Origin of the sequence: Microbacterium sp. APC 3901, assembly GCF_030407765.1 — a bacterium.
In the GTDB taxonomy this organism is placed as follows: Bacteria; Actinomycetota; Actinomycetes; order Actinomycetales; family Microbacteriaceae; genus Microbacterium.
This window is the reverse complement of sequence record NZ_JASDCU010000004.1, coordinates 104,903-121,222: the sequence shown is the minus strand read 5'-3', so window position 1 is coordinate 121,222 and position 16,320 is coordinate 104,903. Positions and strand designations below refer to the sequence as shown.

Here is a 16,320-nt window from a genome sequence, read left to right as displayed (position 1 = left end):
GAAGGCATACGAGAAGTGACTACCGAGACCCAGGATTCCGTCGTGCGCGACGGCGTGCACTACCACCAGTTCGACATCGTCATCGTGGGCGCCGGCGGCGCCGGCATGCGAGCAGCCATCGAGGCGGGCTCCGGCGCGAAGACCGCGGTCATCTCCAAGCTCTACCCGACGCGGTCGCACACAGGTGCGGCTCAGGGCGGCATGGCGGCTGCACTCGCGAACGTCGAGGAGGACAGCTGGGAGTGGCACACCTTCGACACCGTCAAGGGCGGCGACTATCTGGTCGACCAGGATGCTGCGGAGATCCTCGCCAAGGAGGCGATCGACGCTGTCATCGACCTCGAGAACATGGGTCTGCCCTTCAACCGCACTCCCGAGGGAAAGATCGACCAGCGGCGATTCGGCGGCCACACCGCCGAACACGGCAAGACCCCGGTGCGCCGTGCATGCTACGCCGCCGACCGCACCGGCCACATGATCCTTCAGACGCTCTTCCAGAACTGCGTCAAGCTCGGCATCAACTTCTTCAACGAGTTCTACGTGCTCGATCTGCTCACGGTGAAGGATGCCGACGGCAAGACGCAGGTCTCGGGCGTCGTCGCCTACGACCTCTCGACGGGCGAGCTGCACGTGTTCCAGGCGAAGGCCGTGATCTTCGCGACCGGCGGCTTCGGCAAGATCTTCAAGACGACCTCGAACGCCCACACCCTCACGGGTGACGGTGTCGGCATCGTCTGGCGCAAGGGTCTCCCCCTCGAAGACCTCGAGTTCTTCCAGTTCCACCCGACCGGCCTCGCCGGTCTCGGCATCCTCCTCACCGAGGGCGCCCGCGGCGAGGGAGCGATCCTGCGCAACGCCTCGGGTGAGCGCTTCATGGAGCGCTACGCCCCGACCATCAAGGACCTCGCACCTCGCGACATCGTCGCCCGTTGCATGGTGCAGGAGGTGGCCGAAGGCCGCGGCGCCGGTCCGCACAAGGACTACGTGCTGCTGGACTGCACGCACCTGGGTGCCGAGGTGCTCGAGACCAAGCTTCCGGACATCACCGAGTTCGCACGCACGTACCTGGGCGTCGACCCGGTCGTCGAGCCCGTGCCGGTGATGCCGACCGCGCACTACGCGATGGGCGGCATCCCCACGAACAACGACGCAGAGGTCCTCGCCGACAACACCACGGTGGTCCCGGGTCTCTACGCCGCCGGCGAGTGCGCGTGCGTCTCTGTGCACGGTGCCAACCGTCTGGGCACCAACTCGCTGCTCGACATCAACGTGTTCGGCAAGCGCGCAGGGCGCAACGCGGTGGAGTACGTCAAGACCGCCGAGTTCGTGCCGCTCCCCGAGAACCCGGCCGGGTTCGTCTCCGACATGCTCGAGGGCCTGCGCAACAACCAGGGCACCGAGCGCATCGCCGTGCTCCGCAAGGCGCTGCAGGACGAGATGGACAAGGGCGCGCAGGTCTTCCGCACGCACGAGTCGCTGGAGCACGTGCTCGGTGTGATCAAGGAACTGCGCGACCGTTACATGAACGTGCACGTCGACGACAAGGGCAAGCGGTTCAACACCGACCTGCTCGAGGCCGTCGAGCTCGGGTTCCTGCTCGACATCGCCGAGGTCGTCGTCTACGCCGCGCAGAACCGCGAGGAGAGCCGCGGCGGTCACATGCGCGACGACTTCCCCACCCGCAACGACGAGAAGTACATGCAGCACACGATGGCCTATCTGACGGGCGATCCGCACTCCTCCACCCCGAGCGATCACATCAAGCTCGACTGGAAGCCGGTCGTGTTCACGAAGAACGAGCAGGGCGAGTTGAACTACCCGCCGATGGAGAGGAAGTATTGAGCATGTCGAACGCCATCGCAGAAGCTCCGGCCGACACGACGCAGGAGACGGGCATCCAGTCGTTCATCGTCACGTTCAACATCCGCCGGTTCGACCCCGAGGTCGACTCCGAGCCGCACTGGGTCGACTACGACGTGGAGCTCTACTCGACGGACCGTGTGCTCGACGCGCTGCACAAGATCAAGTGGGAGGTCGACGGCTCGCTGACCTTCCGCCGCTCGTGCGCCCACGGCATCTGCGGCTCTGACGCCATGCGCATCAACGGCCGCAACCGCCTCGCCTGCAAGACGCTGATCAAGGACCTCGACATCTCGAAGCCGATCTACGTCGAGGCGATCAAGGGCCTGCCCCTCGAGAAGGACCTCGTCGTCGACATGGAGCCGTTCTTCGCGTCGTACCGCGAGGTGCAGCCGTTCCTCGTCGCGAACTCCGTGCCGGAGAAGGGCAAGGAGCGGGTCCAGTCGATCGCCGATCGCGAGATCTTCGACGACACGACCAAGTGCATCCTGTGCGCCGCGTGCACCTCGTCGTGCCCCGTCTTCTGGACCGACGGACAGTACTTCGGCCCGGCGGCGATCGTGAACGCGCACCGCTTCATCTTCGACTCCCGCGATGACAACGCCGCGGTTCGCCTCGACATCCTCAACGACAAGGAAGGCGTCTGGCGCTGCCGCACGACCTTCAACTGCTCTGAGGCGTGCCCCCGCGGCATCGAGGTCACCAAGGCGATCGCCGAGGTCAAGCAGGCCGTGCTGCGCGGTCGTCCCTGACTCTCTCGCGCTGACGACGACGGGCGGACTCCTTCACGGAGCCCGCCCGTTCTCTCTGTGTCGATAGGGTGAGGAGGTGTCCGATCCCGCTGACGCTGAGAGCGAGCCCCGCCGTCTCGACACGGCCGTAGAACGGGCCACCGCGTTGACGCAGCGCACGCTCGGACTGTTCCCCGTGCGAGTGTGGCGCCACTTCCTGCAGCACAACGGGTTCCTCCTCGCAGCGGGCGTGAGCTACCAGGCGCTGTTCGCGATCTTCGCGGCGATCTATCTCGCCTTCGCCATCGCCGGCCTCTGGCTCGGAGGCAGCACCGAAGCGGTCGACGGCATGATCGACATCATCAACAGCTACATCCCCAACCTGATCCAGGACGAGGGCGGGGTGTTCACCCCGCAGCAGGTGCAGGAGATCGCGGTCAGCACGACCGGGCTCCTCAGCATCACCGGTCTGATCGCGCTCGGAACCGTGATCTGGACGGCCATAGGCTGGGTGACGTTCTCGCGACGCGCGACGCGCGACATCTTCGGCCTGCCGCCCGACCGCCGCAGCTACGTCATCCTGAAGGCACGGGATCTGCTCGCCGCTCTGATCTTCGGAGCGTCGCTGATCGCCGGTTCCCTGCTCAGCTCAGCCAGCGCGGTCGCGATGAGCTGGATCCTGAGCCTGCTGGGGTGGGGATCCGCGCTCGACGGCCTGACCAGCATCCGGATCGGCACGGTGCTGGTGTCCTTCGCGCTGCTGTCGGGCGCGCTGGCGGCGATGGTGCGCTTCCTCACCGGCACATCACTGCATTGGAGCACGATCTGGCCGGGCGCGCTCCTCGGCGGCGGCGCCATGACGATCCTCCAGTTCGGTGTGGGGTTCCTGCTGAGCTACACGCCGACGAATCCCCTGCTCGCCACGTTCGCGATCTTCATCGGGCTCCTGCTGTGGTTCCGCGTCAACGGCGTGGTGATGCTGGTCGCCTCCTCGTGGATCGCCGTCGCTGCGAAGGACCGCGACCTGCCGCTTCTGGCTCAGTCCGACGCGGAGCGGCGGGCGGCCGAGCACCGGACCCTGGTGGCCGCGGCCCGCATTCGCGTGCGCGAGGCGCGAGAGGCTCGCGAGACGGCCCCCTGGTACCGCGCCTGGGCCGCTGCCAGAGCCGTGCGCGCGACGGAGCAGGAGCTCGCCGACCTGGAGGCCTCCGCTCCCCCGCCCGTCGACGCGAGCACACCGCTCGCCCAGCGGCTGCTGGCCGAGCTGCAGCGTCCGTCGAAGGATGTCGGCGGCTCTCGTTAGGCTGGTGAGCATGCCCCATCTGCGTATCGCCTCGGTCAATGTCAACGGAATCCGAGCGGCGGCTCGCAACGGCATGAGCGGCTGGCTCGACGCGGCAGACGTCGACATCCTGACGCTGCAGGAGGTCCGCGGGCAGGACGAGCATCTCGAGGCCGCGCTACCCGGCTGGACGTTCGTGCACGATGAGGCCACGGCCAAGGGCCGCGCGGGCGTGGCGATCGCGAGCCGCATCCCGGCCCTCGCCTCGCGCACCGACTTCGGCGACGATGACTTCGACTCGAAGGGGCGCTGGATCGAAGCCGACTTCCTGATCGGAGACCGCCCGCTCACGGTGGTCAGTGCCTACGTGCACAGCGGCGAAGCCGACACACCGAAGCAGGAGGAGAAGTGGAAGTTCCTCGACGCGTTCGGCGTGCGGCTCGCAGAGCTCGGCGACACTGACGGCGCTCTCGCCCTGGTCACCGGCGATCTGAACGTCGGGCACCGCGAACTCGACATCAAGAACTGGCGCGGCAACCGCAAGAAGGCCGGGTTCCTGCCCCGCGAACGCGCCTACTTCGACCGGTTCCTCGGAGCAGCCGGCGAGACGGTCGAAGGTGCCGACGGCTCGACCGGCACCGGTCTCGGCTGGGTCGACGTCGGACGCGCCTTCCACGGCGAGGTCGACGGCCCGTACACCTGGTGGTCGATGCGCGGCCAGGCGTTCGACAACGACTCCGGATGGCGGATCGATTACCACCTGGCGACCCCGGCTCTCGCGGAACGAGCCACCGCCTACCACGTCGCCCGCGCGGCCGCATACGACCAGCGCTGGAGCGACCACGCTCCGGTCGTGGTCGACTACACGTACTGACCTCGCACGCGTCGACTTCTCGCGACGTCAGGGCGATCACACCGACGCGAGAGCGACGCACAGCCCGCGGACCACCACCCCCGTAGGATTGATACCGTGACGAAGCCTCGCCTCTACTCAGGAATGCAGCCCTCCGCCGACTCTCTGCAGATCGGCAACTACATCGGAGCGCTCCTGCAGTGGCGTGATCTGCAGAGTTCCTACGACGCGTACTTCTCCGTGGTCGACCTGCACGCGCTCACGGTCGCGCAGGACCCGGCAGAACTGCGGGAGAAGACCCGTCGCACCGCCGCCCAGTACATCGCCGCGGGCATCGAGCCCTCGCTGTCGACGCTGTATGTGCAGTCGCACGTCCGTGCCCACGCGGAGCTCGCGTGGATCCTCTCGACGATCACCGGTTTCGGTGAGGCCGGCCGCATGACCCAGTTCAAAGACAAGTCGGCGCGATACGGTGCCGATGCCACGAGCGTGGGCCTGTTCACCTACCCGGTGCTGATGGCCGCCGACATCCTGCTCTACCAGACCGATGTCGTGCCGGTCGGCGACGACCAGAAGCAGCACGTCGAGCTGACGCGCGACCTCGCCGAGCGCTTCAACTCGCGCTTCGGAGAGACGTTCGTCGTGCCCCGGCCGGTGATCCAGAAGGACACCGCCCGCATCTACGACCTGCAGAACCCGACGTCGAAGATGTCGAAGTCGGCGGAGAGCGACGCGGGCGTGCTGTGGATGCTCGACGAGCCTGCGAAGTCGGCGAAGAAGATCATGCGAGCGGTGACCGACAACGAAGGCTCGGTGCGCTTCGATCGCGAGAACAAGCCCGGCGTCTCCAACCTGCTGACCATCTACGCAGCCCTCTCGGGACGACAGGTTCCCGCGATCGAAGACGAATACGCGGGCCGCGGCTACGGTGACTTCAAGAAGGGGCTCGCCGAAGTCGTCGTGAACGAGTTCGAGCCCGTGCGCGCCCGTGCACTCGAGCTTCTCGACGACCCCGCCGAGCTCGACCGCATCCTCGCGCAGAACGCCGCCCGCGCGGATGCCGTCGCCGACGCCACTCTCGGAGCGGTCTATGACCGGGTCGGGCTGCTTCGTCGCGTCTGACCTCGACAGCCATAGGATGGGGGCGTGACTGATCCGCAGCAGCCCCCGTCCGGTGCCGTGCCTCCTGTGCCTCCTGCCCCTCGCGCGGACGACGAGCAGCCGCAGTTCGCTCCGCCCGTGTCGTCACCGCCCGCACCTCCGGCTCCGCCCGCACCGCCTTCGTACGCGACGCCCCCGGCACCTCCCGCATACCAGGGCGCACCTCCCGCATACCAGGGCGCACCTCCCGCATACCAGGGCGCACCTCCCGCATACCAGGGCGCACCTCCCGCCGCGAGCAGCGAGCCGGCCTTCCCCGCTCCGGCCGCGCCTCATGAGGCGTTCCCTGCCGGACAGCCCGCACCCGCATACCCGGCGCCGACGGGAGCTCCCGTGTACCCGCATCTCGCGGGTCAGCAGCCCGGCGCGCCCACCTATCAGGCAGCTCCTCCCGGCGCCTATCAGGTTCCCGTCGGCGGCTACACGGCGCCCGCCGGCGCCTACCAGGCGCCGGTCGCCGGAGAGAAGAAGTCCGGGCTGCTCGGCATCCTGGCGCTGATCCTGGCGATCGTGGCCGCGGTAGTCACGCCGATCGTCGCCGGAGTGGCGGGATTCGAGATCGGCCGGCGTCTTCCGGGCGGTCTCGACACGACCGATCCCGACTTCCTGTCGATCCTCGCTCCGGCGCGGGATCAGGTGCTGTGGGCGGAGCTCTCGTTCTGGACGGGAACCATCCTCGGCATCGCCGCCATCGTCATCGGGATCATCGCGATTCGCAAGAAGCAGGCGCGCGGCGCGGGAATCACGGCGCTCGTCGTCGCAGTGCTCGGCCCCATCATCTTCTGGGTCGTGTTGCTGGTGACCCTGTCGACCGGGACCGCGACCGGCTTCCTGCCGTAGCAGGGCCGCGAGGTCCGCACCGCGTCCCGGTCAGCGCGGAGCGTGGTGCTTCTGCTGGGCGGCGAGCAGCCCGTCTTCGACGAGCGTCTCGACCGCGTCCGCCGCGTCCGACACGAGGATGGGCAGGTTCGCTCGCTCGTCCTTGCCGAACGGCGACAGCACCCAGTCGGCGGGATCCTGACGACCCACGGGACGGCCGATGCCGACGCGCACCCGGGGGAACTCCGCAGTGGTGAGGGCGCGGGCGATGTCACGCACCCCGTTGTGTCCGCCGTGCCCGCCGCCGATCTTGAGCTTGACGGTGTCGAAGGGGATGTCGAGTTCGTCGTGGACGACGATGATGTGCTCCGACGGCACGGAGTAGAAGCGAGCGAGAGCGGCGACCGGCGTACCGGAGACGTTCATGAACGTGTTCGGCTTGGCGAGCACGAGCTTGTCACCGCCGGCGCGCAACCAGGTCTCGACGACACGCGCCCCGCCCTTGTGCTCGCGAAAGCTCTCACCTCGGCGCGAGGCGAGCTCGTCCACGACCATCTGGCCGATGTTGTGGCGGGTGTCCGCGTACCGCGGTCCGGGGTTGCCGAGCCCCACCACGAGCCAGGTGGATGCCATGTGGTCGTCCTCTCGCATGCGGGCCCTTCGCGGTGCCCGGCTCAGAATACGACAGAGGGGGCGCGATCTGCTCGCGCCCCCTCTGTGATGCAGTCAGCTGTGCGCTGCTCCTGCGCGGATCACTCCGCGGCGGGAGCCTCCTCGGCGGCAGCCTCGTCGGCGTCGTCCTCGTCCTCTCCGAGCGACTCCTCGGCCGGGATCGCGATCGCGACGACGAGCACCTCGGGGTCGGTCAGCAGCGTCGAGCCCTTGGGCAGCTTGACGTCGGCAGCGGTGATGTGCGCGCCCTCTTCGAGTCCCTCGACCGAGACCTCGACGTTCTGCGGCAGGTGCGTGGCCTCTGCCTCGATCGAGATCGTGTTCGCGTCCTGGTTGACGATCGTGCCGGGAGCCGGCTCGCCGGTGACGATGACGGGAACGTCGATCGTGACCTTCTCGCCCTTGCGGACGACGAGCAGGTCGATGTGCTCGATGATCTGGTGCACCGGGTCGCGCTGGACGTCCTTGACGAGGGCGAGCTGGTCCTTGCCGTCGATGTCGAGCTCGAGCAGCGCGTTCGCGCGGCGGATGATGAGCGAGACCTGGTGGCCCGGCAGTGCGACGTGCACGGGGTCGGTGCCGTGACCGTAGATGACGGCGGGGATCTTGCCTGCGGCGCGCAGACGACGGGCGAAGCCCTTGCCGAAGCTCTCGCGGAGCTCGGCCTTGACCTTGGTGTCTTCAGACATGGGGTTCTCCTTCGGGGCACGCAGCGACAGCTACGCGGTGGTCTTGGAATTGTTCTCGAACGCAGACACGTGAGGAAAGCCACCGGCTTGCTTCGCCGCGTCGATAACGGATGCCAGCGCACGCGCAGAAGCATCCCTCGCCGAGGTACTCCTCTCATGGTACCGGATGAGCCGGTAGGCTGAGAACACCGATCCCTCTCTGCAGAACATGGAGTTCCCTCATGCTCGACGGCGTCTTCTTCTCCCACGCGATCGCCTGGCTCATCGGCGCGATGACCGTGTGCGCCGCCGGCCTCACCTTCGCGGCCCTGTTCTCGCTCGGACGCTCCGGTTATCGCAAGGACTGACCTCCTCACGTCCGACATCGCCCGTCACGCGGGAGCACCACCCCGGACGCCGCGATAATCTGAGAGCATCCCCTTCTTCTCGATCTAGGAGCCATCTGTGCCCGAAGCATCAGCGAACATCGGAGTCGTCGGACTCGCCGTCATGGGTTCGAACCTCGCCCGCAACCTCGCCAGCCGCGAGGGCAACACGGTGGCGATCTTCAACCGCAGCTACGAGAAGACCGAGACGCTCGTCTCCGAGCACCCTGAGGCAGGCTTCATTCCTGCCAAGACCTACCAGGAGTTCGCCGACTCGCTGCAGAAGCCGCGCACCGCGATCATCATGGTCAAGGCCGGTGGACCGACCGATGCCGTGATCGACTCGCTCGTCGAGGTCTTCGAACCGGGCGACATCATCGTCGACGGTGGCAACGCGTACTTCCCCGACACGATCCGCCGTGAGAAGGCCGTCCGCGAAACAGGCATCAACTTCGTCGGCGCCGGCATCTCCGGCGGCGAAGAAGGCGCGCTCACGGGCCCGTCGATCATGCCGGGCGGCTCGGACGAGTCGTGGATCACCCTCGGCCCGATCCTGAAGTCGATCGCCGCGATCGCCGAGGGCGAGGCCTGCGTGACGCACGTCGGCCACGACGGTGCAGGACACTTCGTGAAGATGGTGCACAACGGCATCGAGTACGCCGACATGCAGCTGATCGCCGAGGCCTATGACCTCATCCGCCGCGGCACGGGCAAGTCCCCCTCCGAGATCGCCGAGATCTTCGCCGAGTGGAACAAGGGCGAGCTCGAGTCTTACCTGATCGAGATCACCGCAGAGGTGCTGCGTCAGGTGGATGCCGAGACCGGCAAGCCGCTCGTCGACGTGATTCTCGACCAGGCCGGCGCCAAGGGCACCGGCGCCTGGACCGTGCAGACCGCCCTCTCGCTCGGCGTGCCGGTGTCGGGCATCGCCGAGGCGACGTTCGCCCGCTCGCTGTCGTCGCACCCCGAGCAGCGTGCCGTCGCCGGCGCCCTTCCCGGCCCTGACGACGAGTTCGTCGTCGCCGACGAGGCTGCCTTCATCGAGGACGTCCGTCTCGCACTGTACGCATCGAAGATCGTCGCGTATTCGCAGGGCTTCGACGAGATCCGCGCGGGCGCGGCCGATTACGGCTGGAACATCGATCTCGGCGCCATCAGCAAGATCTGGCGCGGCGGCTGCATCATCCGCGCGCAGTTCCTCAACCGCATCGCCGACGCCTACGCCGAGACCCCCGACCTGCCCGTGCTGATGACGGCTCCGTACTTCGCCGAGGCACTCACCCGCGGCCAGGCCTCGTGGCGCCGTGTCGTCGTGAGCGCCGCTCAGGCAGGCATCCCCGCCCCGGCGTTCTCGTCGTCGCTGTCGTACTACGACGGCATCCGCGCCGATCGCCTCCCGGCTGCACTCGTGCAGGGGCAGCGCGATTTCTTCGGTGCGCACACCTACAAGCGCATCGACAAGCCGGGCACGTTCCACACGCAGTGGTCCGGTGACCGCACCGAGATCGAAGCCGAAGACACGCACTGAGCGCAGTCTGAGACGCGAAGAGGGCCCCGGCAGCAGCCGGGGCCCTCTTCGCATCTCACCTGGTGATGTCCTGCACCGTCCCCTTCGCGAGTCGCAGACGCCTGGTCGCCCTGCGAGCCACCGCCGAGTCGTGGGTGACGACGACCATCGTGATGCCCTCGGCGCACAGACCCTCGAGCAGGGTGAGGATCTCGTCCCGCATGCTCTCATCGAGGTTGCCGGTCGGCTCATCGGCCAGCAGCACCCGGGGCCGCTTCACGATCGCCCTGGCGATCGCCACTCGCTGCTGCTGGCCGCCCGAGAGCTCGGTCGGCAGATGGTCGCCGCGGTCGTCGAGGCCGACGTGGGCGAGAGCCTGAGCGACGCGGGTCGCCCGCTCGGCGCGAGTCAGCGAGGTCGGTTCGAGCGCCATGTTCACGTTCTCGGCGGCAGTGAGGGTCGGGATCAGATTGAACCCCTGGAAGACGAAGCCGATCTCCTCGGCCCGGATGCGAGTGAGCTCACGAGCGGATGCGGAGGACAGCTCGATGTCGCCGAGCGTCAGCGACCCCGTCGACGGCTTGTCGAGCGCGCCGAGCAGCTGCAGCAGTGTCGACTTGCCTCCCCCGGTCGGTCCCTGGATCGTGACGAACTCGCCGGGGTCGATCGTGAGATCGACGCCGGTCAGCGCCGTCACCGTTCGCCCCTTCTGCCGGTAGGTGCGAGTGACGCCCCGTGCGCGGTATATCGGTGTCGTGGCATCCGTGCCGTCCGCCGTGGGGGCGATGTCTGCGATGGTCATGATGGTGTCTCTCCTGTCTGTGGTGTCTGGTGAAGGGTCAGGCGACGGAACGCAGCGCCTCGGCCGGGCTGAGTCGCGCGGCGCGCCAGCCGCCGAACGCTCCGGCCACGAGGCCTCCGAGTATGGCCAGGCCGACCGCGGCGATGAGCACCCACGGCGTGAACGGCGCCTGCAGGACGATGTCGGCCGTCTGCTGCGTCTGGAACATGCCGCCGCCGGCGGGGCCGCCGTCCATGCCTCCTGGGCCCGCGTCCGTGCCGCCCGCTTCCACCGCAGCGACCGTCGGCTTCACGAGGTTGATGACGATGATGCCTGCGATGCCGAGAACGAGTCCGATCGCTCCCCCGATCAGCCCCTGCACCATCGACTCGCCTGCGACCTGACGCACGACCCGCCCGTCGGACCAGCCGATCGCCTTGAGGGTGCCGAACTCGCGGGTGCGACGAGCGACCCCCGAGAGTGTGAGCAGCACCGAGAGCAGCACCGCGACCGCCAGCACGATGATCGACAGCCACGTGCCGAGGTTCGTGACCAGCGAGGTCGCGGTCGACAGCGACCCTGAGACGGTCGATGCGAGCTCGGACTGCGACGTGATCGTGGCATCGGGAAGCTCATCGGCGAGCGCGGTCTGCACGGCGTCGATCGACGCCGCCGACTCGGCCTGCACGTAGACGGTGGAGACGACGTCGCCGGCCCCCGAGAGCTCCTGGGCCGTGTCGAGGGGCAGGTAGACGTTGGCCGCGGTGTCGGCGGAATCCGAGGTGGATGCCACGACGCCGATGACCTCGACGCCGGAACCGGCGACGTCGATCGTGTCGCCGACGGCGATCTCGTTCGTGCCGGCGTAGGTGGCGTCGACGAGCGCGACCAGCGCGCCCGCGTCGTCGCCGTCGAACGCGCGGCCGTCGTCGATCGCGACCGAGGCGAGCGGACCCACTGATGTCACGGCCGGATCGACGCCGAGCACTGTGAACGAGTCGACGCCGAATGAGCCTCCGCCGGCGCCTCCCTGGGGCGGCGCGTCGCCCTCGGTGGGAGCGGCGCCCTCGGGGCTCCCGTCCTGCCCGCCGAAGCCGCCGCTCGGCAACTCGCCCGAGAAGGTCGAGTTCGTGAGGCTGAGAGCAGCGGATGCCGTCGTCACGCCGTCCGTCGCCGTCACCGTGTCGAGCACCGACGCGTCGAGCGTTCCGCGCATGAAGTCCGTCATCAGGGTCGATTGGCTCAGCGTCGTCGTATCGCCCTCGGTCGCTCCGTCCTCCGAGCCGAAGTCGAAGCGCTGACCTCCGCCCTCCCCCGGCTCTGCCGCGGCACCGGTGACCGTGAGGTCGGTGCCGACCCCGTAGACCGACTCCAGAGCCTGAGCCTGCGCGTCGCGCACTCCCGCTGTGAGCGCAGTGACGATGATGACCAGCGCGATCGCGATGGCGAGCCCGACCGCGACGATCATGGTCTGTCTCTTGCGGCCGGCCAACTCGCGCCGCAGATATGTCCCGTACATGTGTCTCCTTCCGCCGCGCCGTTCGCGGGCCGATGATGACGCTAGGGACGGGACTTTTGCGAGATCGAGGGAGGAGTGATGAGAAGACTATTGCCGGCAGATCTCACAGCCCACGCATAGCGATCTCCATAGAAACCCCATAGGTGATTCCGCAGAATGGACTCATGAGCTCCGATCTCCCCGAACTGCGCCGTCCCGACGGCTCTCCTCTGCGCATCCTCGCCGTCGACGACGAGCAGATGCTCACCGATCTGCTCGCGATGGCTCTGCGCATGGAGGGCTGGGAGGTGCGCACCGCATCGTCCGGCCTCGAGGCGCTGCAGGTCGCGCGCGAGTTCGAGCCCGACGCACTCGTGCTCGACATCATGATGCCCGACCTCGACGGCATGGCCGTGCTGCGCCGGCTCCGCGAGTCCGGCAGTCTCGTTCCCGTCCTCTTCCTGACGGCGAAGGATGCCGTGGGCGACCGGGTCGCCGGCCTCACTGCCGGGGGCGACGACTACGTCACGAAGCCCTTCAGCCTCGAAGAGGTGATCGCTCGGCTGCGGGCGATCATCCGTCGCACCGGTCACGCGACCGCCGACGACGGTCAGTCGATCCTCCGCGTCGCCGACCTCACGCTCAATGAGGACAGCCACGAGGTGATGCGCGACGGCACCGAGATCGAGTTGACCGCGACCGAGTTCGAGCTGCTCCGCTACCTGATGCGCAACGAGCGACGGGTGCTGTCGAAGGCGCAGATCCTCGACCGGGTCTGGAGCTACGACTTCGGCGGCAAGTCTTCGGTCGTCGAGCTCTACATCTCGTACCTGCGCAAGAAGATCGACGCCGGACGCACCCCGCTGCTGCACACGGTGCGCGGTGTCGGCTACATGATCAAGGCGCCTCAGTGAGTCCGACGGGGATGACTCGGCGACCGATGAGCCTGCAGACACGGCTGATGACAGCCGTGATCGGGTTCGTCTCGCTCATCCTCGTGATCGTCGCGGTGATCACCAGCGCGACACTCGGAGCGACTCTGGAACGCCAGCTGGAGGACCGGCTGAAGGTCTATTCGGGCCAGATCACCCAACTGGTGAACACCTTCCCCGAAGGGCTGGCAAGCGTCGACAACATCTCGGTCAGGCTGAAACCCGTTCCCGGGCTCTTGCTCGCAGTCTCGAGTACCGAAGGTGGGACGAGCGGCGTCGTCTACGATGACACCGCCGGCGACCTCGGCGGCTCCGAGGCTCTCAGCACCCGCGAGCTCGCGCAGATCAACGCTTCCCTCGCCGGTCGCCCGACCGGCACGGTGTCCTTGGAGGACTTCGGTTCGTACCTCGTCGTCGTTCAGAGCGCGCACAATGGCGTCAATGTCGTGACCGGCCTCCCCCGCACCGAGATCCAGAACCAGCTCGCGACGCTGCTCACGGTGATCGCTCTCGCGACGATCGGCGGCCTGATCCTGCTCGCTCTCACGACGGCGATCACGATCCGCGTGGGGCTGAGACCGCTGCGCGCCGTCGCGGCCACGGCCACACGCGTCGCGAATCAGCCGCTCGACCGAGGCGAGGTGCAGATCACCGAGCGAGTTCCGGCGTCCGAGGCAGATCCGCGCACCGAGACCGGCCTGGTCGGCTCGTCGCTGAACAAGCTGCTCGACCACGTGAACGACTCTCTCGCGTCGAGGCAGAAGAACGAGGAGCGCATGCGCCGATTCGTCGCCGATGCGAGCCATGAGCTGCGCACCCCGCTCTCGTCGATCCGCGGGTACTCCGAGCTCTCGCTGCGCGCGCTGAAGCAGCAGGGCGGCGAGGCGGCGGTCGAGAGCACCACGACGTCGCTCGAGCGCATCCAGGCCCAGTCGCTGCGCATGACGCGCCTCGTCGAGGACCTGCTGCTGCTCGCTCGTCTCGACGAGGGACGCGAGCTGGTCTACGGCACCGTCGATCTGACGCAGCTCGCGCTCGAGGGCCTCTCCGACGCGCGCCCCACCGCGGCCGATCACCACTGGAACATCGAGGCTCCTGACGAGCCGATCGTCATCGTCGGCGACGCGGGGCGGATGCATCAGGTCGTCGCGAACCTCCTCGCGAATGCGCGGACGCACACGCCCGCGGGCACCTCGATCACGCTCAGCGTGGCGCGCGAGGGCGATGAGGCGGTGCTGCGGGTGCACGACGACGGGCCCGGGATCGACCCCGGCGTGCGCGATGAGCTCTTCGCGCGGTTCGCCCGCGGCGACAGCTCGCGCGCCCGTCAGACCGGCGGCACCGGCCTCGGACTCGCCATCGCGAAGGCGATCGTCGAGGGTCACGGCGGCCACCTCACCGTCGCCAGCGAACCAGGCGACACGACCTTCACGGTGCGGCTCCCCCTGAGCCCGGCCACCGCATCAGCCGAGTGACGTCCCGGCCTCAGAGGGCTGTGGGGTCAAAAGCGCACCGGAGACAGGCGATTCCGGTGCGTCTTTGACCCCGCAGAACGTGCCTCAGGTGGTCCGCATACCGAGCAGAGCCCGACTCAGTACCCGGCGAAGGCGTCCGTCGTGAGCGAGCGGGCCTTCTGCAGTGCGGGGGCGAGGTCGGCGATGAGCCGCGGAGGGCCGGAGATGTACGAGTGCCGTTCGCCGATGTCGGGAACGTGACGCTCGAGGCCGGCGGCGTCGAGGCGTGCGCCCTGCGCCCAGGTCCAGTGCGCAGGAAGGTCGGCGGGCTCATCGCGCGTGAAGACGATGACGCGTGCGCCGGTCGCGGCCAGCTCGTCGCGGAAGGCCAGCTCCGAGCTGTCGGATGCCACGTAGACGAGCACGACGTCACGCCGCTGGTCCGTGAGCTGGAGCTGCCGCAGCTGCGACACGAACGGCGTGACGCCGATCCCGGCGGCGACCATGAGCACGGGGGTCTCCGAACGCGGCAGGAGGAAGTCGCCCCATGTGCCCGTCACAGCGAGAGCTGAGCCGGGCTCGGCTGCAGCCAGTGCGCGCTTGTAGCTCGACGGATGCGTCTGGTCACCGTCCTTGTAGGCGATGCGGAGTGTCGGCAGGTCTGCCGGCGCCGAGACGATGCTGAACTCGCGGCGGGTTCCACGGGCGTCGGGGCGAGTGTGCGGGACGTCGAGTTCGAGGTACTGCCCCGGCAGGAACTTCAGCTTTCCCTTCGCTCGGAACGTCAGCTCCTGAGCGGTCGGTGTGATGAACTGACGCCTCTCGAGCACGAGCCGCACCGACCCTCGCACTGCGAAGGCGAACGCGAGCAGGTTGCCGATGAGCAGCGCGCGCTCCTGTCCCAGGGTGAAGAGTCCACCGATCGCGATCGGCCAGCCGGCGAGCACTCCGACGAGAACGGCCACAGAGAACTGCTGCCACCGGCGCGGCGGCAGGGTCAAGGGCTCGGAGAGCATGAATGCTCCGAGGAACAGGAACGGTGACTGCAGGATCGCGAACGACAGGGCAGCGCCAGGATCGAAGGCCATGTCGAACTCCTGCGCCTGCACGACCTGCCGCAGCATCGAGACCGCGATCGCGACGATGAGGAAGACGACGACGATGCGCACCTTCTCGGTGCGCCAGAGGACCGCGAGTCCGAGGATCAGCACCGGGATGAAGAGCGACGGCGTGCCGACCCACCACGACGACGATGTCCCGAGCCATTCGAAGGCGCCGAAGGATCCGAGGATCGACACGACGGCCGCGCCGAAGGCAGCGGGGTTGAGGATGTGCCGGCCCCGCCACGCGATCAGGTACTTCGACAGGCTCGCGACGGCTCCGGCGATCGCCAGTCCGAGCAGGGCGTTCGGCTCGATGCCGGGGCGGAGCACGAAGAGCAGGATCAGTGCTGTGACGAGCGACGACTCGATGCGCCACGGCAGCCGCAGGATGCGTTGCGCCGCGGCATCCACCAGCGATATCACCACCGCCAGCACGACGAAGGACGCGAGTATCTCGAGCGGTGTCGGCGACACGATCACGCCGAGGGCCGACAGCGCCATGGCGATGAGCGCGAGCGTCAACAGGGCGAACAGCACGAGACGGTACATCGAGATGCCGCCGAGCAACGCGAGGACTCGTTGCCGCAGCGCGGTGATGGAGGTGTTCACAGGT

The 16,320-nt window shown here is 68.0% G+C and carries 15 protein-coding genes; 10 read left to right on the top strand and 5 right to left on the bottom strand.

Translation table 11 applies throughout. The features are described from left to right. Nucleotides 1-15 precede the first annotated feature (15 nt). From sdhA to QMA07_RS05030, 6 genes are all read left to right on the top strand, one after another. Entirely contained in the window at nt 16-1,842 is a 1,827-nt protein-coding gene (gene sdhA / locus QMA07_RS05055) for a succinate dehydrogenase flavoprotein subunit (protein ID WP_140037576.1), read from the top strand. A gap of 2 nt (nt 1,843-1,844) precedes the next feature. Continuing rightward, complete coding sequence (locus QMA07_RS05050) at nt 1,845-2,612, top strand: succinate dehydrogenase iron-sulfur subunit (protein ID WP_140037577.1); 768 nt, start codon at nt 1,845-1,847, stop codon at nt 2,610-2,612. Nucleotides 2,613-2,688: 76 nt separating this feature from the next. Continuing rightward, nucleotides 2,689-3,894: a YihY/virulence factor BrkB family protein gene (locus QMA07_RS05045; RefSeq protein ID WP_290160413.1), complete on the top strand. Its 1,206-nt coding sequence runs from the start codon at nt 2,689-2,691 to the stop codon at nt 3,892-3,894. 10 nt (nt 3,895-3,904) lie between these two features. Continuing rightward, entirely contained in the window at nt 3,905-4,747 is an 843-nt protein-coding gene (locus QMA07_RS05040) for an exodeoxyribonuclease III (RefSeq protein WP_290160412.1), read from the top strand. A gap of 96 nt (nt 4,748-4,843) precedes the next feature. Next, nucleotides 4,844-5,848: a tryptophan--tRNA ligase gene (gene trpS, locus QMA07_RS05035; RefSeq protein ID WP_290160411.1), complete on the top strand. Its 1,005-nt coding sequence runs from the start codon at nt 4,844-4,846 to the stop codon at nt 5,846-5,848. A gap of 24 nt (nt 5,849-5,872) precedes the next feature. Then, nucleotides 5,873-6,727 carry a hypothetical protein gene (locus tag QMA07_RS05030; protein WP_290160410.1) on the top strand — a complete coding sequence of 285 codons (855 nt, stop codon included), beginning with the start codon at nt 5,873-5,875 and terminating at the stop codon, nt 6,725-6,727. 30 nt (nt 6,728-6,757) lie between these two features. On the opposite strand, the gene pth is transcribed toward QMA07_RS05030, so the two are convergent. Both pth and QMA07_RS05020 read right to left on the bottom strand, forming a co-directional pair. Further along, on the bottom strand, nt 6,758-7,339 hold the full coding sequence (gene pth / locus QMA07_RS05025; protein ID WP_290160409.1) for an aminoacyl-tRNA hydrolase: 582 nt from the start codon (nt 7,337-7,339) through the stop codon (nt 6,758-6,760). Between the two features lie 119 nt (nt 7,340-7,458). Beyond that, nucleotides 7,459-8,067 carry a 50S ribosomal protein L25/general stress protein Ctc gene (locus tag QMA07_RS05020; RefSeq protein ID WP_290160408.1) on the bottom strand — a complete coding sequence of 203 codons (609 nt, stop codon included), beginning with the start codon at nt 8,065-8,067 and terminating at the stop codon, nt 7,459-7,461. A 221-nt stretch (nt 8,068-8,288) separates the two neighbouring features. Between QMA07_RS05020 and QMA07_RS05015 the strand changes: the two genes are divergently transcribed. Then, nucleotides 8,289-8,414 (top strand): hypothetical protein, encoded by a 126-nt coding sequence (locus tag QMA07_RS05015; RefSeq protein WP_258184237.1) that lies wholly within the window; start codon nt 8,289-8,291, stop codon nt 8,412-8,414. 97 nt (nt 8,415-8,511) lie between these two features. Continuing rightward, nucleotides 8,512-9,960, top strand: a complete 1,449-nt coding sequence (gndA, locus tag QMA07_RS05010) for an NADP-dependent phosphogluconate dehydrogenase (protein WP_290160407.1) — start codon at nt 8,512-8,514, stop codon at nt 9,958-9,960. A 55-nt stretch (nt 9,961-10,015) separates the two neighbouring features. Here the strand turns inward: gndA and QMA07_RS05005 are convergent, their stop codons facing one another. After that, the gene (locus tag QMA07_RS05005; RefSeq protein WP_290160406.1) at nt 10,016-10,741 is read right to left on the bottom strand and encodes an ABC transporter ATP-binding protein; all 726 of its coding nucleotides are present in this window, start codon (nt 10,739-10,741) and stop codon (nt 10,016-10,018) included. 37 nt (nt 10,742-10,778) lie between these two features. Further along, entirely contained in the window at nt 10,779-12,239 is a 1,461-nt protein-coding gene (locus QMA07_RS05000; RefSeq protein WP_290160404.1) for an FtsX-like permease family protein, read from the bottom strand. 164 nt (nt 12,240-12,403) lie between these two features. On the opposite strand from QMA07_RS05000, the gene QMA07_RS04995 reads away from it, so the two are divergent. Further along, complete coding sequence (locus tag QMA07_RS04995) at nt 12,404-13,132, top strand: response regulator transcription factor (RefSeq protein WP_140037585.1); 729 nt, start codon at nt 12,404-12,406, stop codon at nt 13,130-13,132. Between the two features lie 47 nt (nt 13,133-13,179). Next, nucleotides 13,180-14,625, top strand: a complete 1,446-nt coding sequence (locus tag QMA07_RS04990) for an ATP-binding protein (protein WP_290160401.1) — start codon at nt 13,180-13,182, stop codon at nt 14,623-14,625. Nucleotides 14,626-14,741: 116 nt separating this feature from the next. Here the strand turns inward: QMA07_RS04990 and QMA07_RS04985 are convergent, their stop codons facing one another. Continuing rightward, entirely contained in the window at nt 14,742-16,316 is a 1,575-nt protein-coding gene (locus QMA07_RS04985) for a flavodoxin reductase (RefSeq protein WP_290160399.1), read from the bottom strand. Nucleotides 16,317-16,320: the final 4 nt, after the last annotated feature.

Bases quoted from the DNA above. Each gene is read 5' to 3' on its own strand.
- pth (WP_290160409.1), bottom strand. From the start codon at position 7,339: ATGGCATCCACCTGGCTCGTGGTGGGGCTCGGCAACCCCGGACCGCGG.
- QMA07_RS04995 (WP_140037585.1), top strand. From the start codon at position 12,404: ATGAGCTCCGATCTCCCCGAACTGCGCCGTCCCGACGGCTCTCCTCTG.
- QMA07_RS05050 (WP_140037577.1), top strand. From the start codon at position 1,845: ATGTCGAACGCCATCGCAGAAGCTCCGGCCGACACGACGCAGGAGACG.
- QMA07_RS05005 (WP_290160406.1), bottom strand. From the start codon at position 10,741: ATGACCATCGCAGACATCGCCCCCACGGCGGACGGCACGGATGCCACG.
- QMA07_RS05020 (WP_290160408.1), bottom strand. From the start codon at position 8,067: ATGTCTGAAGACACCAAGGTCAAGGCCGAGCTCCGCGAGAGCTTCGGC.
- QMA07_RS05040 (WP_290160412.1), top strand. From the start codon at position 3,905: ATGCCCCATCTGCGTATCGCCTCGGTCAATGTCAACGGAATCCGAGCG.
- QMA07_RS04990 (WP_290160401.1), top strand. From the start codon at position 13,180: ATGACAGCCGTGATCGGGTTCGTCTCGCTCATCCTCGTGATCGTCGCG.
- QMA07_RS05000 (WP_290160404.1), bottom strand. From the start codon at position 12,239: ATGTACGGGACATATCTGCGGCGCGAGTTGGCCGGCCGCAAGAGACAG.
- QMA07_RS05015 (WP_258184237.1), top strand. From the start codon at position 8,289: ATGCTCGACGGCGTCTTCTTCTCCCACGCGATCGCCTGGCTCATCGGC.